Below are 20,154 nucleotides of genomic sequence, written 5' to 3' on the forward strand. Positions count from 1 at the left end.
ACTGGTCGCCCTCATGTTCGGGACGGGCCACACCAAGCCCCGGCTCGGAATCGACCTCGCCGGTGGCACCAGCATCACGCTGACCGCGAAGTCGACAGACCCCAAGGCGATCACCAAGTCCAACATGGACATCGCCACCGGGATCATCGAGCGCCGCGTCAACGGCATGGGTGTCTCCGAGGCGGAGGTGCAGACCCAGGGCGACAACACGATCATCGTGAACATCCCCAAGGGCGGCAACCAGCAGAACGCGGCGGACCAGGTGGGTACCACCGCCAAGCTGTTCTTCCGCCCGGTCCTGGCGGTGGCGCCCAGCGGCTTCACGCCGCCGGCGCCCACCGGCTCCCCCTCGGCCACCGGCACCCCGAGCGCGGCCCCGTCCGCCGGGTCCACCGCCTCGCCCGGCGCGAGCGCGTCCGGCACGCCCAGCGCGAGCGGCACCAAGCAGGGCCGCCCGGCCGGTGAGGCGCTGGCCGCCGACGCCAGCCCGAGCGCCGCCGCGACGGGCGCGAGCACCGCCCCGAGCGCCGCGACCACGCCGTCCGCGCCCGCCACCCCGCCCAGCGCCGCGGACGTCAGCGCCGCGATGACCCAGGGCACCGTGCCGCCGGAGCTGGCCGCGGCCTTCACCGCCCTCGACTGCACCAAGCCTGAGGTCCGCGCGGCCCAGACCGGCCCCGAGGACAAGGCCGTCGTCGCCTGCTCGCAGAAGCCCGAGAACGGCTACTACGAGAAGCTCGCCCTCGGCCCCGTCGCCGTGAAGGGCTCGGACGTCTCCAAGGCGCAGCCGAGCCTCGACACCCAGACGGGTGCCGGCTGGCAGGTCCAGCTGCAGTTCAACGGCGCCGGCACCGACGCCTTCACCAAGGTCACCGGCCAGCTCGCCACCCAGACCCCGCCGAACAACCAGTTCGCGATCGTGCTGGACAACCAGGTCGTCTCGCACCCCGAGGTCAAGAACGTGATCCCCGGCGGCAGCGCCGTGATCACCGGCCGCTTCAGCCAGGCCGAGGCGCAGGACCTGTCCAACGTGCTGGGCTACGGCGCCCTGCCGCTGGAGTTCAGCAAGAGCGACATCACCACCGTCTCCCCGGCGCTCGGCAGCGACCAGCTCGAGGCCGGTCTGGTCGCCGGCGCGATCGGCATGCTGCTGGTCGTGCTCTACTCGCTGGTCTACTACCGCGGCCTCGGCCTGGTCTCGATCGCCGGTCTGCTCGTCTCGGCGGCCCTGACCTACTCGATCATGAGCCTGCTCGGCGCGGGGATCGGCTTCGCGCTGAACCTGCCCGCGGTCTGCGGTGCGATCGTCGCGATCGGCATCACCGCCGACTCCTTCATCGTCTACTTCGAGCGCATCCGCGACGAGGTCCGCGAGGGCGCCCCGCTGCGCCCGGCGGTCCAGCGGGCCTGGCCGCGCGCCCGGCGCACCATCCTGGTCTCGGACTTCGTGTCCTTCCTCTGTGCCGCCGTGCTCTACGTGGTCTCGGTCGGCAAGGTCCAGGGCTTCGCGTTCACCCTGGGACTGACGACCGCGCTGGACGTCGTGGTGATCTTCCTCTTCACCAAGCCGGTGATCACGCTGCTGGCCCGGCGCAAGTTCTTCGCCAACGGTCACCCGTGGTCCGGCCTGGACCCGAAGCGGCTGGGCGCCCGCCCGCCGCTGCGCAGCAGCCGTCGTCGTAGCCCCTCCTCTGCCGCCGTGAAGGAGGCCTGACACCGTGTCACGCTTCTCCAATCTGGGACACCGGCTCTACCAGGGCGAGGTCAGCTTCGACTTCGTCGGGCGCCGCAAGCTCTGGTACTCCATCTCCGGCGTGATCGTGCTGATCGCGGCGATCGGTCTGGCGATGGGCCTGCACCTGGGCATCGAGTTCAAGGGCGGCTCGGTCTACACCGTGGCCAAGCCGGGGCTGACCGTCTCGCAGGCGCAGGAGACGTCCAACCAGATCGTCTCCTCGCACCCGCTGGTGCAGTCGACCGACAACGGCAAGATCCGCATCCAGGTCAGCACCGAGGAGTCGAAGAGCTCGGACGAGATCCGCGCTCAGCTCTCCGAGAAGCTGGGCGTGCCGCTGGACACCGTCGAGGCCCAGGTGATCGGCCCCAGCTGGGGCAAGCAGATCTCCTCGAAGGCACTCACCGGCCTGATCATCTTCATGGTCCTGGTGACGGTCTACCTGGCGATCGCCTTCGAGTGGCGGATGGCGGTGGCGGCCCTGGTCGCCCTCATCCACGACCTCCTGATCACCATCGGCGTGTACGCCCTGGTGGGCTTCGAGGTCACCCCGGGTACGGTGATCGGCTTCCTGACCATTCTCGGGTACTCGCTCTACGACACGGTCGTCGTCTTCGACACCGTGAAGGAGAACACCAAGGACCTCACCAAGCAGAACAAGCGCACCTACAGCGAGGCGGCCAACGCGGGCCTCAACCAGACCCTGGTGCGTTCGCTCAACACCACCGTGGTCGCCCTGCTCCCGGTCGCCGCGCTGCTGTTCATCGGTGGCGGCATCCTGGGCGCCGGCACGCTGAACGACATCTCGCTGGCGCTGTTCATCGGCCTCGCGGCCGGTGCCTACTCGTCGATCTGCGTCGCCACCCCGCTGCTGGCGCAGCTCAAGGAGGAGCAGCCGGAGATGAAGGCGCTGCGCAAGAGGGTCCTGCAGCACCGGGCCGCGGCCGCTGCCAAGGCCGCCGGCGAGGTGCCGGCGGACGAGGAGATCGCGGACGAGGACCTGCCTGCGGGTATGGTCGGTCAGCGCGGCCGGGCGGCCGGCACCCCGCGTGCCAAGGGCCGTCCGTCCACCAAGCGCTGAACCGACCCGACCGTAAGGACACGCCGTGACCACCGCCGACACCGCACTGGCCGAGCTGTTGAACAGCCGGATCCGGGACGTCCCGGACTACCCGAAGCCGGGTGTGCTGTTCAAGGACATCGCGCCGCTGCTGGCCGACGCCGAGGCCTTCGGCGCCCTCACCAGGGCGCTGGCGGACCGGGCGCGGGAGCTCGGGGCGACCAAGGTGGTGGGCCTGGAGGCGCGCGGCTTCGTGCTGGCGGCTCCGGCGGCCTTCGCGGCCGGGCTCGGCTTCGTGCCGATCCGCAAGCAGGGCAAGCTGCCCGGCGAGGTGTTCCGGCGCTCGTACGAGCTGGAGTACGGCTCGGCGACGCTGGAGGTGCAGTGCGACGCCTTCGCGCCCGGTGAGCGGGTGCTGGTGGTGGACGACGTGCTGGCCACCGGTGGCACCATCGGCGCCTCGCTGGACCTGGTGAAGGAGGCCGGCGCCGAGCTGGTGGGCGTCGTGGTGCTGATGGAGCTGGGCTTCCTGGACGGCCGGGAACGGCTGTCCGGGCACCTGAACGGCGCCCCGCTGGAGACGCTGGTCACGGTCTGAGGGACCTGAACGAAGGGCGGCGGTCGGATCATCCGACCGCCGCCCTTCCGTTTCCGGCCCGGGTGGATGAACGCCGGGGCGCCCGGCTCGGTACCATGAAGATTCACCCCCTCCCGGTTGCGTCCGACCGTACGGGCCGCGGCAGGGGTCGGCCCCGGTGCCCCGAGGAGAGTCCTTGCCCGACGAGGTTGTGCCCACGGCCGAAGCGGCCGCCCCCGACAACCGTCCCACGCCCTCGGGGGCCACCCCGGCACGCCCGGCGCCGACCTCCTCGCGACCGACCGGCCCCACCGGGCGCGGCTCCTCCTCGGGTGGCATGCGCGCCCGCCTGGCCCGCCTCGGCGGCCAGCGCTCCAGCGTGCTCAACCCCGTGCTGGAGCCGCTGTTCCGGTCGATCCGGGCGAACGACCCGAAGGCCGACCCGGCGCTGCTGCGGGACATCGAGCGGGCCTACGCCGTCGCCGAGAAGTGGCACCGCGGGCAGAAGCGCAAGAGCGGCGACCCGTACATCACCCACCCGCTGGCGGTGGCCACCATCCTGGCCGAGCTGGGGATGGACGCCCCGACCCTGATGGCCGGGCTGCTGCACGACACCGTCGAGGACACCGACTACGGCCTGGAGACCCTGCGCAAGGACTTCGGCGACTCGGTGGCGCTGCTGGTGGACGGCGTCACCAAGCTGGACCGGGTCAAGTTCGGCGAGGCCGCGCAGGCCGAGACCGTCCGCAAGATGGTCGTCGCGATGGCCAAGGACCCGCGGGTCCTGGTGATCAAGCTGGCCGACCGCCTGCACAACATGCGCACGATGCGCTACCTCAAGCGGGAGAAGCAGGAGAAGAAGGCCCGCGAGACGCTGGAGATCTACGCCCCGCTGGCGCACCGGCTGGGCATGAACACCATCAAGTGGGAGCTGGAGGACCTCGCCTTCGCGATCCTCTACCCCAAGATGTACGACGAGATCGTCCGGCTGGTCGCCGAGCGCGCCCCCAAGCGGGACGAGTACCTGGCGACCGTCATCGACCAGGTCCAGGGGGACCTGCGCGGCGCCCGGATCACCGCCTCCGTCACCGGCCGGCCGAAGCACTACTACTCGGTCTACCAGAAGATGATCGTCCGGGGCCGGGACTTCGCCGAGATCTACGACCTGGTGGGCATCCGGGTCCTGGTCGACACCGTCCGCGACTGCTACGCGGCGCTGGGCACCATCCACGCGCGGTGGAACCCGGTGCCGGGACGGTTCAAGGACTACATCGCGATGCCCAAGTTCAACATGTACCAGTCGTTGCACACGACGGTGATCGGCCCCGGCGGCAAGCCCGTCGAACTCCAGATCCGCACCTTCGACATGCACCGCCGGGCCGAGTACGGCATCGCCGCTCACTGGAAGTACAAGCAGCGCGCCGTGGCCGGCGCGTCCAAGGTCCGCACCGACACCCCGACCCAGGTCCGCAAGGACGACAAGGCCGGCGCCGTCAACGAGATGGCCTGGCTGCGGCAGCTGCTGGACTGGCAGAAGGAGACCGCCGACCCGGGCGAGTTCCTGGAGTCGCTGCGCTTCGACCTGGCCAGCAACGAGGTCTTCGTCTTCACGCCCAAGGGCGACGTGATAGCCCTGCCGGCCGGCGCGACCCCGGTCGACTTCGCCTTCGCGGTGCACACCGAGGTGGGCTACCGGACGATAGGGGCCCGGGTCAACGGGCGGCTGGTGCCGCTGGAGTCGACGCTGGAGAACGGCGACGCCGTCGAGGTGTTCACCTCCAAGGCGGAGAACGCCGGACCGTCCCGGGACTGGCTGGGCTTCGTCAAGTCGCCGCGTGCCCGCAACAAGATCCGCGCCTGGTTCTCCAAGGAGCGCCGCGAGGAGGCGATCGAGCACGGCAAGGAGGCGATCGTCCGGGCGATGCGCAAGCAGGGCCTGCCGATCCAGCGGATCCTGACCGGCGACTCGCTGGTCACCCTGGCCCACGAGATGCGCTACCCCGACATCTCCTCGCTCTACGCCGCGATCGGCGAGGGCCACGTCACCGCGCAGAACATCGTGCAGAAGCTGGTCCAGGCGCTCGGCGGCGAGGAGGGCGCCACCGAGGACCTCGCCGAGACCGCGACCCCGACGCACGACAACCGCCGGGCGGCGCGCCGCCGGGCCAAGGGCGACCCGGGCGTGATCGTCAAGGGCGTCGAGGACGTCTGGGTCAAGCTGTCCCGCTGCTGCACCCCGGTGCCGGGCGACCCGATCGTCGGCTTCGTGACCCGCGGCAACGGCGTCTCGGTGCACCGCGCCGACTGCGTCAACGTCGAGTCGCTGAGCCAGCAGCCCGAGCGGATGATCGACGTCGAGTGGGCCGCCACCCAGTCCTCGGTGTTCCTGGTGGCCATCCAGGTCGAGGCGCTGGACCGCTCCCGGCTGCTCTCGGACGTCACCCGGGTGCTCTCCGACCAGCACGTCAACATCCTGTCGGCGGCGGTGCAGACCTCCCGCGACCGGGTCGCGATGAGCCGCTTCACCTTCGAGATGGGCGACCCGAAGCACCTCGGCCACGTGCTCAAGGCCGTGCGCGGTGTCGAGGGCGTCTACGACGTCTACCGCGTCACCTCGGCCCGCAAGTAGCGCCCCGAGCGCGAGAGAGGGCCCCGGGAGATCCCGGGGCCCTCTCTCGCGCGTTCGGCGGATCAGCCGCTGAACTCCTCCTGGCTGCGGTGCGCCTGCTCCAGCAGGGTCTGCACGCCGGCCAGCTCGTTCTCCAGCTTGGCGATCCGGCCGGCGTTGCCGGCGGCGCGGGCCTTGTCCAGATCGGCCCGGATCTTGTCGGCCTTCGCCTCGAACAGGCCGACCATGCCGGCGGCGCGCGCCTTGGCCTCCGGGTTGGAGCGCCTCCACTCGGCGTCCTCGGCCTCGCGGATGGCCCGCTCGACCGTGTTCAGCCGGCCGTCCAGCTTCGGACGGGCGTCGCGCGGCACGTGCCCGATCGCCTCCCAGCGCTCGTTGACCTCGCGCAGCGCCGCCTTGGCGGCCTTCAGGTCGGTGATCGGCAGGATCGCCTCGGCCTCGGCGGCCAGCGCCTCCTTGAGCTTCTGGTTGGCCACCTGCTCGGCGTCCCGCTCGCTGAACACCGCGGAACGGGCCTGGAAGAAGACGTCCTGCGCGCCGCGGAACCGCGCCCACAGCTCGTCCTCGATGTCCCGCTGGGCCCGGCCGGCGGACTTCCAGCGCGCCATCAGGTCGCGGTAGGCGGCCGCGGTGTCGCCCCACTCGGTGGACGAGGACAGCGCCTCGGCCTCGGCGACCAGCGCCTCCTTGGTCTGCCGGGCCTGCTCGCGCTCGGCGTCCAGGGTCGCGAAGTGCGCCTTGCGGTGCTTGGAGAAGACCGAGCGGGCGTGCGAGAAGCGGTGCCACAGCTCGTCGTCGCTCTTGCGGTCCAGCCGGGGCAGGCCCTTCCAGGTGTCCACCAGGGCGCGCAGCCGGTCCCCGGCCTCCCGCCACTGGGTGGACTCGGCGAGCTGCTCGGCCTCGGAGACCAGCGCCTCCTTGGCGGTGCGGGTCTCGTCCTGGGCCTTGGCGCGGGCGGCCTTGCGCTCCTCGCGCCGGCTCTCGATCTCGCCGGCGAGCGTGTCCAGCCGCTTGGCCAGGGCGGCCAGGTCGCCGACCGCGTGCCCCTCGGTCACCTGGGCGCGCAGGTGGTCCAGCGCGGCCTGGGCGTCCTTGGCGGCCAGGTCGGTGGTGCGCACCCGCTTCTCCAGCAGGCCGATCTCCACCTCGATGCCCTGGTACTTGCGCTCGAAGTAGGCGAGGGCCTCCTCGGGCGAGCCGGCCTGCCAGGAACCCACGACGTGTTCGCCGTCGGCCGTCCTGACGTAGACCGTGCCCTGCTCGTCGACACGGCCCCACGGGTCGCTGCTCATAGCGCGTCCTCCACATGACGTCGCGCGCGCCGGGGCGGCGCGCGTCCGTCGTCCACAGTTGATGTGCGGCGGACCGATGAGTCCGCCGTCCCCGTCCGCCGTGACTTGCTGCCGAGGGTGACGGCCAGGCGGGTGCGGGCACCCTGATACAACGCCAACATAGGCGACCAGCCCCGGTGCTGTCCGCATCCGGGCCGGGCGATTTCGGGCCGGGGCCGCGCCGAGGCGCTTCGGGCGCCCCTCGCGGGCGGCCCCGGGAGATGTCAACTCTTCGCGGTGGTAACCGAGTTGAAGGTGACGTCGGCCATCGGGTGGCCGTCCGGGGCACCCTCCAGGGTGCCCGCGGCGGCGATCTTCTGCACCGCGTCCAGGCCCCCGGTGATCTTGCCGAAGGGGGTGTAGTTCGGGGGCAGCTGGGTGTCCTTGTAGACCAGGAAGAACTGGCTCCCGTTCGTGCCGGGGCCGGAGTTGGCCATCGCCACGGTGCCCGCCGGGTAGGTCGCGCCGGTCAGGTTCTCGTCCGCGAACTTGTAGCCGGGGCCGCCGGTGCCGCCCGGGACGGTCGTGCTGGCGGTCGGGTCGCCGCACTGGAGCACGAAGATGCCGTCGGTGGTGAGGCGGTGGCACTTGGTGTGGTCGAAGTACTTCTCCCCGGCCAGGAAGACGAAGGAGTTCACCGTGTGCGGGGCCTTGGCCGCGTCGAGCGCGAGCGTCACCTTGCCGCAGTTGGTGTCCAGCGTCGCGGTGTACGAGCCGCCCGCGTCGATCGCCATGGCCGGCTCGGCCTGCCACTGCTTGCCGTTCGGCGCGCCCGGCGCCGGATCGGCGCAGCCCTCGACCGGCTTGCGGGTCGGGGTGGTCGGCTCGGCGCTCTGGCTCGGCGCGGCCTGGGCGGAGGAGGCGGCCGAAGCCGACTTGTCCTTGTCCGAGCTGAACGCGCCGGTGCCGACCAGCGCACCGCCGCCGGCCAGCACCACGACGGCGAGCGCGGCGCCCAGGATCGTGTTGCGGCGCCTGCGCGCGGACCGCGCGGCGACCCGCCGCTCCATCTGGCGCTCGTACTTCTCTCGGGCGAGCTGCCGCCGCCGCTGTTCGCTGCTGACCACCGGCCGTGTCTCCTACGGATGTGCTGGGAAAGTGGATGGGTACCGAAGCGGATCATCGCATCCATCGGCGGCCAAGTGTAGGGACCGGGCCTGTAAGAACGCGGTGAACCTGTCAGTGCGAACCGCGCGCGCCACCCCTATCTGGTTCGCAACCGCACCCGCACCGCCGGTAGGCTGCCTTTACCTCACTGGTTTGCTGCATGACTGGTGGCTGCATCCGACCCGGCAGCCGCGACCGTAGCCGCCACTGCCGACCGCATCACGAAGGACGCGCGTGTTCATCGCCGGATTCCCCGCTGGAGCCTGGGGCACCAACTGCTACCTGGTCGCCCCGGCGGCGGGCGAGGAGTGCGTCATCGTCGATCCCGGCCACCAGGCGGCGCGCGGTGTCGAGGAGATGGTCCGCGAGCACGGGCTCAAGCCCGTCGCCGTGGTGCTCACGCACGGCCACATCGACCACGTGGCCTCGGTGGTCCCGGTCTGCGGCGCCCGCGGCGTCCCGGCGTGGATCCACCCCGAGGACCGGTACATGATGTCCGACCCGGAGAGGGCCCTCGGCCGCGCCCTGGGCACCCAGCTGATGGGCGAGCTCACCGTCGGCGAGCCCGACGACGTGCGTGAGCTCACCGACGGCGCCGTGCTGGAGCTCGCCGGCCTGCAGCTCACCGTGGACCACGCCCCGGGCCATACCGGGGGGTCGGTGACCTTCCGGACGCCCGGTGCCGAGGACCTCCCCCCGGTGCTGTTCTCGGGCGACCTGCTGTTCGCCGGCTCCATCGGGCGTACCGACCTCCCGGGCGGGGACAGCGAGGCGATCATGCGGTCGCTGGCCCGGGTGTGCCTGCCCCTCGACGACACCACCGTGGTCCTCTCCGGCCACGGCGGACAGACCACCATCGGCCACGAGCGCGCCACCAACCCCTACCTCCGACAGGCAGCAGGGGCGGCCGGCGCCCAGGCTTTCCCGCGACGAGGAATGTGACGGAAGAGAAGTTGAGCACCTTCACCGCCCCCAAGGGCACCTACGACCTGCTGCCCCCCAGCTCCGCGACCTTCCTGGCGATCCGCGAGCGCATCGCCGCGCCCGCCCGCCGGGCCGGCTACGGCTACATCGAGACCCCGGTCTTCGAGGACGTGAAGCTCTTCTCCCGCGGCGTCGGCGAGTCCACCGACATCGTCAGCAAGGAGATGTACAACCTCACCACCCGCGGCGGCGACGAGCTCGCGCTGCGCCCGGAGGGCACCGCCTCGGTGCTGCGCGCCGCCCTCCAGGCCAACCTGCACAAGCAGGGCAACCTGCCGGTCAAGCTCTGGTACTCCGGCTCGTACTACCGCTACGAGCGCGCCCAGAAGGGCCGCTACCGCCAGTTCTCCCAGGTCGGCGCCGAGGCGATCGGGGCCGAGGACCCGGCCCTGGACGCCGAGCTGATCATCCTCGCCGACGACGCCTTCCGCTCGCTGGGCGTGCGCGACTACTCGCTGCTGCTCAACAGCCTCGGCGACAAGCAGTGCCGCCCGGTCTACCGCGCCGCCCTGGTCGAGTTCCTCGCCGGCCTGGACCTGGACGAGGACACCCGCCGCCGCGCCGACATCAACCCGCTGCGCGTCCTGGACGACAAGCGCGAGTCGGTGCAGGCCCAGCTGGTCGACGCGCCCAAGCTGCGCGACTACCTGTGCGAGGAGTGCAAGGCGTACGACGAGAAGGTCCGCGAGCTGCTCACCGCGAACGGCGTGGCCTTCGTCGACGACCCGAAGCTGGTCCGCGGCCTGGACTACTACACCCGCACCACCTTCGAGTTCGTGCACAACGGCCTCGGCGCCCAGTCCGCGATCGGCGGCGGCGGCCGCTACGACGGCCTGTCCGAGATGATCGGCGGCCCGGCGCTGCCGTCCGTCGGCTGGGCCCTCGGCGTGGACCGCACCTTCCTGGCGATGGAGGCCGAGGGCATCGTCCTCGACCTGCCCGCCGCGACCTCCGTGTACGCCGTCGCGCTCGGCGAGGAGGCCAAGAACGTCCTGTTCGCCAAGGTGGTCGAGCTGCGCCGGGCCGGCGTCGCCACCGACCTCGCCTTCGGCGTCAAGAGCATCAAGAACGCCATGAAGTCCGCCGACCGGTCCGGCGCCCGCTTCGCCCTCGTGGCCGGGGACCGGGACCTCGCCGACGGCGTCGTCCAGCTCAAGGACCTGACCACCGGCGAGCAGAACCCCGTCGCCCTCGACGCACTCGTCACCACCCTGAAGGAGAAGCAGCTGTGATCCGCACGCACGACGCGGGCACGCTCCGCCCGGAGCACGCAGGCACCACCGTCACCCTGGCCGGCTGGGTCGCCCGCCGCCGCGACCACGGCGGTGTCGCCTTCATCGATCTGCGCGACGCCTCCGGCACCGTGCAGATCGTGGTCCGCGACCTCGACTCGGTGCACGGCCTTCGCGCCGAGTACTGCGTCAAGGTCGTCGGCGACGTCCGGGTGCGCCCCGACGGCAACGAGAACCCGGACATCCCGACCGGCGCGGTCGAGGTCGTCGTCAGCGAGATCGAGGTCCTCTCCGAGGCCGCCCCGCTGCCCTTCCCGGTCGCCGAGTACGAGCCGGGCACGGTCAACGAGGAGGTCCGGCTGCGCTACCGCTACCTGGACCTGCGCCGCGAGGGCCCGGCCAAGGGCCTGCGGCTGCGCTCGAAGGTCAACAACATCATCCGCCGGGTGATGGAGGAGAACGACTACCTCGACATCGAGACGCCGTACCTCACCCGCTCCACCCCCGAGGGCGCCCGCGACTTCCTCGTCCCGGTCCGCCTGCAGCCCGGCCACTGGTACGCGCTGCCGCAGTCGCCCCAGCTGTTCAAGCAGCTGCTGATGGTGGCCGGCATGGAGCGCTACTACCAGATCGCCCGCTGCTTCCGCGACGAGGACTTCCGCGCCGACCGGCAGCCGGAGTTCACCCAGCTCGACATCGAGGCCTCGTTCGTCGACCAGGAGGACGTCCTGGCCCTCGGCGAGAAGATCGTCGGCTCGATCTGGCGCGAGGTGCACGGCTACGAGCTCCCCAACCCGCTGCCCCGGATGACCTACGCGGACGCCATGGCCCGCTACGGCTCCGACAAGCCGGACGTCCGCTTCGGACAGGAACTCACCGACCTCACCGAGTACTTCAAGGGCACCGAGTTCCGCGTCTTCCAGGCCCCGTACGTCGGCGCCGTGGTGATGCCCGGCGGCGCCTCGCAGCCCCGCAAGGCGCTCGACGCCTGGCAGGACTGGGCCAAGGCGCGCGGCGCCCGCGGCCTGGCCTACGTCGTCATCGACGCCGAGACCGGCGAGCTGCGCGGCCCGGTCGCCAAGAACCTGTCCGAGGAGCACCTGGCCGGCCTGGCCGCCGCCGCGGGTGCCAGGAACGGCGACGCGATCTTCTTCGCGGCCGGCAAGCAGCGCCCCTCGCAGGAGCTGCTGGGCGCCGCCCGCCTGGAGATCGGCCGCCGCTGCGAGCTGATCGACGCGTCGCAGTGGGCCTTCCTCTGGGTCGTCGACTTCCCGATGTTCGAGCCGATCGAGGACGACAAGGGCGAGTTCCAGGGCTGGCACGCGGTGCACCACCCGTTCACCGCCCCGACCGCCGAGTCGCTCGCCACCTTCGACACCGACCCGGGCTCGGCCCTGTCCAACGCCTACGACCTGGTCCTCAACGGCTCGGAGCTGGGCGGCGGTTCGATCCGTATCCACCAGCGCGACGTGCAGAAGCGGGCGTTCGACGCGATCGGCCTCTCCGAGGAGGAGGCGGCCTCGCAGTTCGGCTTCCTGCTGGACGCCTTCAACTACGGCCCGCCGCCGCACGGTGGCGTCGCCTTCGGCCTCGACCGCATCGTCACCCTGCTCGGCGGGTACGACACCATCCGCGACGTCATCGCCTTCCCGAAGACGTCCACCGGCGGTGACCCGCTGACCGGCGCCCCGACCCCGATCACCCCGGCCCAGCGCCGGGAGGCCGGCGTGGACGCCAAGCCGAAGCTGCGCGAGGACGCCGCGAAGTCCGAGGCCTGACACCGGATCCGCTAACCTTCAACGGCCCCGGACGGTCTACCCACCGTCCGGGGCCGGTCCACAATGACGTGTGACACAAGGAGGGTTGACTCATGCAGGTGATCACAAGGGTCGAGTGTCCGGATGACGCCCCGGCGACCAGACGCGTCCACATGGCCGCGTTCCCCGGCCCCGACGAGGCGGACCTGGTCGACGCGCTGCGCCGCGATCCGGCCTGGCTGCCCGGGCTGTCGCTGGTCGCGGTCGACGAGACCGGGCTGGTGATCGGGCACGCGCTGCTGACCCGGCTGCGGGTCGGCGAGGACGGTGCGGGCCTCGCGCTCGCGCCGGTCGCCGTCGCGCCCGAGTGGCAGCGCAAGGGCGTCGGCGAACTCGTCGTCCGGGCCGCGCTGTCGGCGGCCGAGGAAGCGGGGGAGAAGCTCGTGGTCGTCCTCGGCGACCCGGAGTACTACGGGCGGTTCGGCTTCAGCGCGGCCGGTCGGCACGAGGTCAGCGGGCCGTTCGAGGTGCCGGACGCCTACTTCCAGGCGCTGCCGCTGCCCGCGTACGACGGCGCTCCGCGCGGGCTCTGCCGCTACCCCGAGGCCTTCGTGGCGGTGTAGACCGTCAGGTCGGTTCCACCGACCGCGTTCCCACCCGGGGCTCCGTCCCACCCGACGATCCCAGCCGGCCGAAGGGGACCGTGACCCGGCAGCTGCGCACGAACGCGGCCATCGCCGGCGTGAGTTCGCGGTCCTTCGGCCAGTACAGCCCGACCAGGCTCGGGCTGAGCCCCCGCACCGGCCGGTACGCGACGTCATCCCGTACGGCCAGCCGGCTCATCGTCTCCGGTGCGAAGCCGACGCCCTGACCGCACACCACCGCGGCCAGCCACTCGTCGGTGTTGTGCGCCACCGCGCCGATCCGCACCGGACGCCCGCCCCGCTCCCGGCCCGCCAGCCAGTACTCGCGCCAGTGCCCGGCCTCGTGCGGTATCGCCACGAACGGCTCGTCCAGCAGGTCCTCGACGGACAGCTCGGCCCGGTCCGCCAGCCGGTGCCCGGTCGGCAGCGCCACGACCCGCGCCTCCTCGCCGAGCACGGCGACGTTGTAGTGCTCGACCAGCCACGCCGGGCCGTGCCAGAGCGTCAGGTCGATCTCGCCGGTGGCCAGGCCCGAGGTCGGGTCGAACCAGTTGTTCTGCCGCAGCTCCACCTGCCAGCCGGGCATCCGCCGGGCGAAGTCGGCGACGGTGCTGCGGGTCATCAGGTTGATGATGCCGCCCTCGAACCCCACGCGCAGCACCGAGCCCTGCTCGGCGGCGGCCGCCCGGGTGGCACGCAGCGCGTCCTCCCAGCCGGCCAGCATCGCCCCGGCGTAGTCCGCCAGCGCCCGCCCGGCCGGGGTGGGCGCCATGCCGCGCCGCGAGCGCTCGAACAGCGCGACCCCGAGCAGCGATTCCAGCTGGCGGATCTGTTTGGTGAGCGTCGGCTGGGAGACGAACAGCCGGGCCGCGGCGGCGGTCAGCTGACCCTCCTCGCAGACCGCGGCGAAGCTGCGCAGCAGGCGGGTGTCGACATCCATGCCCCAAGGTTATGGAACCGGATATTGGACCCGTCCGGCAGGTGTGGGTCAAGGTTGGTCGTTCGGCGTTCACGCCGACCGGACGGGGGAGCGCGGCAGCGGCGGTTCAGGGGGCCGCCGCTGCCGCCCACCCGTCCGCCGACCTGCGGGGGCGGCCTCCAGCGCCTACGGTGAGTGCTCATCAGCAGCAGCCGGACGGAGGACCCCAGGTGGCCGAGGAGCAGCGGACCGCGAAGCCGGAACGACTCGCGAGGAAGCCGTACGAGCGGGAACTGCTGCGGCTCCAGCAGGAACTGGTGAAGCTCCAGGAGTGGGTGCGGGTCGAGGGCGCCCGGCTGGTGGTGGTCTTCGAGGGGCGCGACGCCGCCGGCAAGGGCGGCGCGATCAAGCGGGTGACGGAGTACCTGAACCCGCGCATCGCCCGGGTCGTGGCGCTGCCGACCCCGACCGAGCGACAGAAGACCCAGTGGTACTTCCAGCGGTACGTCGAGCAGCTGCCGGCCGCGGGGGAGATCGTGCTGTTCGACCGCAGCTGGTACAACCGGGCCGGCGTCGAGCGGGTCATGGGCTTCTGCACGGACGAGCAGTACTGGCAGTTCCTGCACCAGTGCCCGACCTTCGAGCGGATGCTGATCGAGGAGGGCGTCCTGCTGCGCAAGTACTGGTTCTCGGTGAGCGACACCGAGCAGGAACGGCGCTTCCGGGACCGGCTGGAGGATCCGATGAAGCGCTGGAAGCTCTCCCCGATGGACGTCGAGTCGATCACCCGTTGGGAGGACTACTCGCGGGCCAAGGACGAGATGTTCGTCTACACCGACACCCCGGACTCGCCCTGGCACGTGGTGGAGAGCGACGACAAGCGGCGGGCCCGGATCAACATGATCGCCCACCTGCTCTCCACCGTGCCGTACCGCGAGATCACCGCCCCGCAGATCGACCTGCCGCCCCGCCCGGCCCCGCGGGGCTACCAGCGGCCCCCGCGCGACCTGCAGAAGTACGTCCCGGACCACGCGGCCCGCCTCGATCGGCGGGAGGGCCGGGCGCGATGAGGCCGGCTGCTCCGGCGGGTGTGTCGGCGGGTGTGTCGGCGGCCTCGCATAGGCTTCCGGTGTGGACGAACCGGACCTCTTCACCGCCGCCGCCGAGGAACGCCAGAGCAGGGAGCCCGGCCGGGCGCCGCTGGCCGTACGGATGCGTCCGCGCACCCTGGACGAGGTGGCCGGGCAGCGGCAGCTGCTGAAGCCCGGGTCGCCGCTGCGGCGGCTGGTCTCGGGCTCGCGCGGGCCGGCGGCGACCAGTTCGGTGATCCTCTGGGGCCCGCCCGGCACGGGCAAGACCACCCTCGCGCACGTGATCAGCCAGGCCGTGGAGGGCCGCTTCGTCGAGCTGTCCGCGATCACCGCCGGGGTCAAGGAGGTCCGGGCGGTGATCGACGGCGCCCGGCGGGCGGTCGGCATGTCCGGCCGGGAGACGGTGCTGTTCCTGGACGAGATCCACCGCTTCTCCAAGGCCCAGCAGGACTCGTTGCTGCCGGCCGTGGAGAACCGCTGGGTCACCCTGATCGCGGCGACCACGGAGAACCCGTACTTCTCGGTGATCTCCCCGCTGCTGTCCCGCTCGCTGCTGCTCACCCTGGAGTCGCTGACCGACGAGGACGTCCGCGCCCTGCTGCGCCGCGCGGTGGCCGACGAGCGCGGCCTGGGGGGCGCGTTGGACCTGACGGCGGAGGCCGAGGACCACCTGGTGCGCCTCGCCGGCGGTGACGCCCGGCGGGCGCTCACCACGCTGGAGGCCGCGGCCGGGGCGGCGCTGGAGAAGGGCGAGGCGAGCATCACGCTGGCCACCACGGAGACGGCCGTCAACCAGGCGGCGGTGCGCTACGACAAGGACGGCGACCAGCACTACGACGTGGCGAGCGCGCTGATCAAGTCGATCCGGGGCAGCGACGTGGACGCCACCCTGCACTACCTGGCCCGGATGATCGAGGCGGGGGAGGACCCGCGGTTCATCGCCCGCCGGCTGATGATCTCGGCCAGCGAGGACGTCGGCCTGGCCGACCCGACGGCGCTCCAGACGGCGGTCGCGGCGGCCCAGGCGGTGGCCCTGATCGGCTTCCCGGAGGCGCGGATCATCCTCTCCCAGGCGGCGATCGCGCTGGCCCTGGCGCCCAAGTCCAACGCGGCCTACCTGGCGATCGACGCGGCGCTGGCGGACGTCCGGCAGGGGCTCGCGGGCGCGGTGCCGCCGCACCTGCGGGACGCGCACTACGGCGGCGCGGGCAAGCTCGGCCACGGCCGGGGCTACCAGTACCCGCACGACCTGCCGGAGGGCATCGCGGCCCAGCAGTACGCGCCGGACGCGGTGCACGGCAAGGACTACTACCAGCCGACCCGGCGCGGCGGCGAGGCCCGCTACGCGGACGTCGTGGAGTGGACGCGGGGCCGGCTCAGGGGCGAGTGAGAAGGGGCGGTCGAGCACCCGGTACAATCGGTCGGAGTGCCACGTCCCGGGACGGCGGCGGGGGAGACCCCACCGACCGGCCACACCAGCGGGGCATCGGCCGTAGGCCTCCTCCGGGAGGCCCGCACCAGGAGCGTCGCGCACCGTTTCGGTGTCGCGGACGGCCCGGGTTTCCGGGCTGTTCCGTGTGACCAGCACTTTCGTGCCCGGCTCCGGAGAGCGGCTGACCGCATCGCCTCGGCGATGGGTTGTCTCCGGGTCGCGAGATGCGACCTCCGTCAACACCTGGTGAAGCCGTATTCGTAAGCAAGGAAGGTTTGGTTCATGGCGAACCAGAAGCGTCCCAAGGTCAAGATCGCGCGTGCGCTCGGCGTGCCGCTGACCCCGAAGTCCGTCAAGTACTTCGAGGCCCGCCCGTACCCGCCCGGCCAGCACGGCCGTGGTCGCAAGCAGAACTCGGACTACAAGGTCCGTCTGCTCGAGAAGCAGCGTCTGCGCGCCCAGTACGACCTGAGCGAGAAGCAGATGGCGCGCGCGTTCGACCGCGCGAAGAAGGCCGAGGGCAAGACCGGTGAGGCGCTCGTCGCCGAGCTGGAGACCCGTCTGGACTCGCTGGTGCTGCGTTCGGGCATTGCCCGCACCATCTACCAGGCCCGCCAGATGGTCGTCCACGGCCACATCGAGGTCAACGGTGGCAAGGTCAACAAGCCGTCGTACCAGATGAAGCCGGGCTTCGTGGTGACCGTCCGCGAGCGCAGCAAGGAGAAGGTCCCGTTCCAGGTCGCCCGTGAGGGTGGCTACGCGGGCGAGGGCCAGACCCCGAAGTACCTCGAGGTCAACCTGAAGGCCCTGGCCTTCCGCCTGGACCGTGCGCCGCAGCGCAAGGAGGTCCCGGTGATCTGTGACGAGCAGCTGGTGGTCGAGTACTACTCGCGCTGACCCGCGGCGGTTCCGCATCTGCGGTACCTCAGCGAGCCCCCGTCGCCTTTCGAGGCGGCGGGGGCTCGCCCCTTTTCCGGTGGCGCTTCCTGGTGCCGGTCGGACAGGACCTAGCGGTTCTCGCCGGTCATCGCCGCGGCCAGCCGCAGGTGCGGGCGGGCCTCCTCGGCGCGGCCCTGGCGCTCCAGGGTGCGGCCGAGCATCAGCCGGGCGTAGTCCTCGGCCGGGTCGGTGTCCAGGATCCGGAGCAACTCGGCCTCGGCGCGCCCGAGTTGGGCGGAGTGGTAGTAGCTGCGGGCCAGCAGCAGCCGGACCGAGAGGTTGGCCGGCTCCTCGGCCAGCACGCCCTCCAGCATGCGGGCGGCGTCGGCGTAGGCCTTGGACTCGAAGTGGAACGTCGCGAGGCGGTACTCGTCGGCGGCGGTGGTCACGGCCACGGGGTGCTCCTTCCGGGTGGTTCCTTGCCTCCTCAAGCAATCAGCAAGTTTCAGCTATTCCTGGCCGGTGCGGGCGTCGGTGCGGACGGCACCGCGCAGGGCCCGGACCCGGGCTCCGGGCCGCCCGCCGACCCGCTGCCGCCCAGCGCCCGGGAGACCGCCGCGTCCAGGTCGAGCCGGGCCCCGGCCTGGTAGCACCGCTCGTACTCCTGCGCGGTCAGCCCCGCCCGGGCCCGCTCCGCGCACTCCTGGTGCGGGCCGAAGAAGGACCGCGAGCCCAGGAAGGGCAGGCCGACCGCGCCCCAGATCCGGTGCGCGGCGCCCTGCAGCACCCGGGCCCCGCCCAGGTCGCCCGGCGCGCCCGGGTCGCCCGGCTCGGTCTCCAGCAGCGCCAGCAGGTCGATCGCCAGCGCGATGCCCAGCAGGTCGTGGAACAGGTGGTTCAGCCGCAGGCCCTCCCGGGCCAGGGCGCGGGCCGCCCGGACGGCGCCGTCCATCCAGTGCGCGTACGCCGTCGCGTACAGCACGTACGCGTACGCCCACTGCTCGCCGTGCTCTTCGCACAGCTCGCGGGCCTGGCCGAACCAGAGCTCCCCGCTCTCCGGATCCCCCTGGAACAGGTACGCGAGGCCCAGCTCGACCATGGCCAGCACGACGTTGCTGTTGAGCTCGCCGATCGTCCGGTAGTGCCAGAGCGCCTCCTCGAACAGCTCGGCGGCGCGGTCCGGCTCGTCGCCGATCAGGGCCGCGCTGCCCTGCCGGTGGACGGCGTAGGCGAGCGCCCGGTCGTCGCCGGTGTCCAGGGCCTGGCGGCGGCACTCCTCCAGTGCCGGGCGGGCCGTCTCCAGGTCGCCTTGCAGGGTGGCCAGGTGGCCGGTCACCCAGAGGGCCTTGGCGCGGGCCTCGGTCGGCTCGCGGTCCAGGGCGAGCGCGCGGTCCAGCCAGTGCCGCCCCTCGCCGAGGTGGCCGCAGCCGACCCAGTAGAACCACAGCGTGCCCGCCAGCAGCAGGGCGATCTGCTCCTCGCCGGGCTCGGCGAGGCAGAACTCCAGCGCCGCGCGGAGGTTGGGGTGGGCGAGTTCGGTGCGCTCGGCGGTCTCGGCCTGCCGGGGCCCGAACCACTCGACCTCGCCCCAGGTGGCCACGCCCAGGTACCAGTCGCGGTGGCGGCGCAGCAGCCGCTGCTCCTCGCCGGCGGCCCGCAGCCACTGGCCGCCGTAGTCGCGCAGGGTGTCCAGCAGCCGGAAGCGGACGCCGAAGGCGCTGTCCTCGCCCAGCACCACGGACTTGCCGACCAGTTCGTCGAGCAGGTCGAGCACGTCCTCGGCCTCCAGGCCGTCACCGGCGCAGACGTACTCGGCGGCCTCCAGGTCGAAACTGCCGGCGAAGACCGACAGTCGGGCCCAGAGTAAACGTTCCTGCACGGTGCAGAGCTCATGGCTCCAGCCGATCGTGGTGCGCAGCGCCCGGTGCCGCGGCAGGGCCGTCCGGGAGCCGCCGGTGAGCAGCCGGAACCGGTCGTCCAGCCGGGCGGTGATCTGCTCCACCGACAGCGCGCGCAGCCGTCCGGCCGCCAGCTCCACCGCCAGCGGGAGGCCGTCCAGACGGCGGCAGAGCAGGCTCACCGCCTCGGCGTCGGCCTCGGTCAGCGCGAAGGAGGGCAGCACCGCCCGGGCCCGCTCGGCGAACAGCCGCACTGCGTCCGGCAGTCCGCCCGGACCGCCCGGACCGCCCGGACCGCCCGGACCGCCCGGACCGCTCGGCCGCGGGTCGACCGGCAGCGGGGCCAGGGTGAGCAGGTGCTCGCCCGAGGCCCGCAGCGCGGCGCGGCTGGTGGTCAGCACCCGGAGGCCGGGCAGCGCCCGCAGCAGTGCGTCCGCCAGTTCGGCGCAGGCCTGCACCAGGTGCTCGCAGCCGTCCAGCACCAGCAGCGTGCACCGGCCGGACAGCCGCTCGGTGAGCAGGTCCAGCGGCGGGCGGGCGGTGCCGTCGGTCAGCCGCAGCGCCTCCAGCACCGCGCGGCCGAGCAGCAGCGGGTCCTGCACCGGGGCCAGCTCGACCAGCCAGGTGCCGTCCGGGAAGGCGCCGGCCGCCCGGGCGGCGGCGCGCAGGGCCAGTCGGCTCTTGCCCACCCCGCCCGGCCCGGTCACCGTCACCAGCCGGGCGCCGGCCAGCAGGCCCGCCAGCTCGGCCAGCTCCCGCTGCCGCCCGACGAAGCCCGTCACCTCGGCCGGCAGCCGGCCGGGCTCCGGCTCGCGCGGCCGCGCCGCGGGTTCCCCGGACCGTGCTCTCCAGTCGCCGGCCAAGCGCTGCTCCCCGTGT

Annotated in this window: 15 protein-coding genes and 1 pseudogene; 11 read left to right on the forward strand and 5 right to left on the reverse strand. The window is 72.3% G+C overall.

The window, feature by feature from the left end; genetic code table 11:
* The first annotated feature begins 13 nt into the window (after positions 1 to 13).
* The 4 genes and pseudogenes from secD to AB0O19_RS06780 form a co-directional block, all read left to right on the forward strand.
* The gene (gene secD / locus AB0O19_RS06765; protein WP_363618499.1) at positions 14 to 1,714 is read left to right on the forward strand and encodes a protein translocase subunit SecD; all 1,701 of its coding nucleotides are present in this window, start codon (positions 14 to 16) and stop codon (positions 1,712 to 1,714) included.
* 4 nt (positions 1,715 to 1,718) lie between these two features.
* A complete protein-coding gene (secF, locus tag AB0O19_RS06770) occupies positions 1,719 to 2,816 on the forward strand; it encodes a protein translocase subunit SecF (protein ID WP_363618244.1) in 1,098 nt (365 codons plus the stop codon).
* Between the two features lie 25 nt (positions 2,817 to 2,841).
* Complete coding sequence (locus AB0O19_RS06775; protein WP_363618246.1) at positions 2,842 to 3,393, forward strand: adenine phosphoribosyltransferase; 552 nt, start codon at positions 2,842 to 2,844, stop codon at positions 3,391 to 3,393.
* A 304-nt stretch (positions 3,394 to 3,697) separates the two neighbouring features.
* A pseudogene (locus AB0O19_RS06780) lies at positions 3,698 to 6,001 on the forward strand (bifunctional (p)ppGpp synthetase/guanosine-3',5'-bis(diphosphate) 3'-pyrophosphohydrolase); the annotation flags it as partial.
* A 62-nt stretch (positions 6,002 to 6,063) separates the two neighbouring features.
* Here the strand turns inward: AB0O19_RS06780 and AB0O19_RS06785 are convergent.
* Both AB0O19_RS06785 and AB0O19_RS06790 read right to left on the reverse strand, forming a co-directional pair.
* Positions 6,064 to 7,293, reverse strand: a complete 1,230-nt coding sequence (locus AB0O19_RS06785) for a DUF349 domain-containing protein (RefSeq protein ID WP_363618248.1) — start codon at positions 7,291 to 7,293, stop codon at positions 6,064 to 6,066.
* 263 nt (positions 7,294 to 7,556) lie between these two features.
* Positions 7,557 to 8,399, reverse strand: a complete 843-nt coding sequence (locus AB0O19_RS06790) for a peptidylprolyl isomerase (RefSeq protein WP_363618250.1) — start codon at positions 8,397 to 8,399, stop codon at positions 7,557 to 7,559.
* A gap of 274 nt (positions 8,400 to 8,673) precedes the next feature.
* Between AB0O19_RS06790 and AB0O19_RS06795 the strand changes: the two genes are divergently transcribed.
* The 4 genes from AB0O19_RS06795 to AB0O19_RS06810 all read left to right on the forward strand — a co-directional run bounded on the left by AB0O19_RS06795 (position 8,674) and on the right by AB0O19_RS06810 (position 13,035).
* Positions 8,674 to 9,381: an MBL fold metallo-hydrolase gene (locus tag AB0O19_RS06795; protein ID WP_363618252.1), complete on the forward strand. Its 708-nt coding sequence runs from the start codon at positions 8,674 to 8,676 to the stop codon at positions 9,379 to 9,381.
* A gap of 11 nt (positions 9,382 to 9,392) precedes the next feature.
* The gene (gene hisS / locus AB0O19_RS06800) at positions 9,393 to 10,655 is read left to right on the forward strand and encodes a histidine--tRNA ligase (protein ID WP_350877873.1); all 1,263 of its coding nucleotides are present in this window, start codon (positions 9,393 to 9,395) and stop codon (positions 10,653 to 10,655) included.
* A complete protein-coding gene (aspS, locus tag AB0O19_RS06805) occupies positions 10,652 to 12,433 on the forward strand; it encodes an aspartate--tRNA ligase (protein WP_363618254.1) in 1,782 nt (593 codons plus the stop codon). The genes hisS and aspS overlap by 4 nt, the downstream gene beginning before the upstream one ends.
* 92 nt (positions 12,434 to 12,525) lie before the next feature.
* Positions 12,526 to 13,035, forward strand: a complete 510-nt coding sequence (locus AB0O19_RS06810; protein ID WP_363618256.1) for an N-acetyltransferase — start codon at positions 12,526 to 12,528, stop codon at positions 13,033 to 13,035.
* 4 nt (positions 13,036 to 13,039) lie between these two features.
* On the opposite strand, the gene AB0O19_RS06815 is transcribed toward AB0O19_RS06810, so the two are convergent.
* Entirely contained in the window at positions 13,040 to 13,996 is a 957-nt protein-coding gene (locus AB0O19_RS06815) for a LysR family transcriptional regulator (RefSeq protein WP_363618258.1), read from the reverse strand.
* 209 nt (positions 13,997 to 14,205) lie between these two features.
* Here AB0O19_RS06815 and ppk2 point away from each other — a divergent pair, with 209 nt between their 5' ends.
* The 3 genes from ppk2 (at position 14,206) to rpsD (ending at position 17,395) form a co-directional block, all read left to right on the forward strand.
* A complete protein-coding gene (gene ppk2 / locus AB0O19_RS06820; protein ID WP_363618260.1) occupies positions 14,206 to 15,045 on the forward strand; it encodes a polyphosphate kinase 2 in 840 nt (279 codons plus the stop codon).
* Between the two features lie 61 nt (positions 15,046 to 15,106).
* Positions 15,107 to 16,456, forward strand: coding sequence for a replication-associated recombination protein A (locus tag AB0O19_RS06825; RefSeq protein WP_363583096.1), 1,350 nt, complete (start codon positions 15,107 to 15,109; stop codon positions 16,454 to 16,456).
* Between the two features lie 324 nt (positions 16,457 to 16,780).
* Positions 16,781 to 17,395: a 30S ribosomal protein S4 gene (gene rpsD, locus AB0O19_RS06830; RefSeq protein WP_063346792.1), complete on the forward strand. Its 615-nt coding sequence runs from the start codon at positions 16,781 to 16,783 to the stop codon at positions 17,393 to 17,395.
* A 110-nt stretch (positions 17,396 to 17,505) separates the two neighbouring features.
* Here rpsD and AB0O19_RS06835 read toward each other — a convergent pair whose 3' ends face one another.
* A complete protein-coding gene (locus tag AB0O19_RS06835; protein WP_063346791.1) occupies positions 17,506 to 17,832 on the reverse strand; it encodes a tetratricopeptide repeat protein in 327 nt (108 codons plus the stop codon).
* Positions 17,833 to 17,882: 50 nt separating this feature from the next.
* Positions 17,883 to 20,138: a regulator gene (locus AB0O19_RS06840; RefSeq protein WP_363618262.1), complete on the reverse strand. Its 2,256-nt coding sequence runs from the start codon at positions 20,136 to 20,138 to the stop codon at positions 17,883 to 17,885.
* Positions 20,139 to 20,154: the final 16 nt, after the last annotated feature.

Origin of the sequence: Kitasatospora sp. NPDC091276, assembly GCF_040684355.1 — a bacterium.
Taxonomy (GTDB): Bacteria; Actinomycetota; Actinomycetes; order Streptomycetales; family Streptomycetaceae; genus Kitasatospora.

Excerpts from the sequence above, each read along its gene's own strand:
- AB0O19_RS06785 (WP_363618248.1), bottom strand. The coding sequence starts at position 7,293 with ATGAGCAGCGACCCGTGGGGCCGTGTCGACGAGCAGGGCACGGTCTAC.
- secD (WP_363618499.1), top strand. The coding sequence starts at position 14 with ATGTTCGGGACGGGCCACACCAAGCCCCGGCTCGGAATCGACCTCGCC.
- AB0O19_RS06810 (WP_363618256.1), top strand. The coding sequence starts at position 12,526 with ATGCAGGTGATCACAAGGGTCGAGTGTCCGGATGACGCCCCGGCGACC.
- rpsD (WP_063346792.1), top strand. The coding sequence starts at position 16,781 with ATGGCGAACCAGAAGCGTCCCAAGGTCAAGATCGCGCGTGCGCTCGGC.
- AB0O19_RS06815 (WP_363618258.1), bottom strand. The coding sequence starts at position 13,996 with ATGGATGTCGACACCCGCCTGCTGCGCAGCTTCGCCGCGGTCTGCGAG.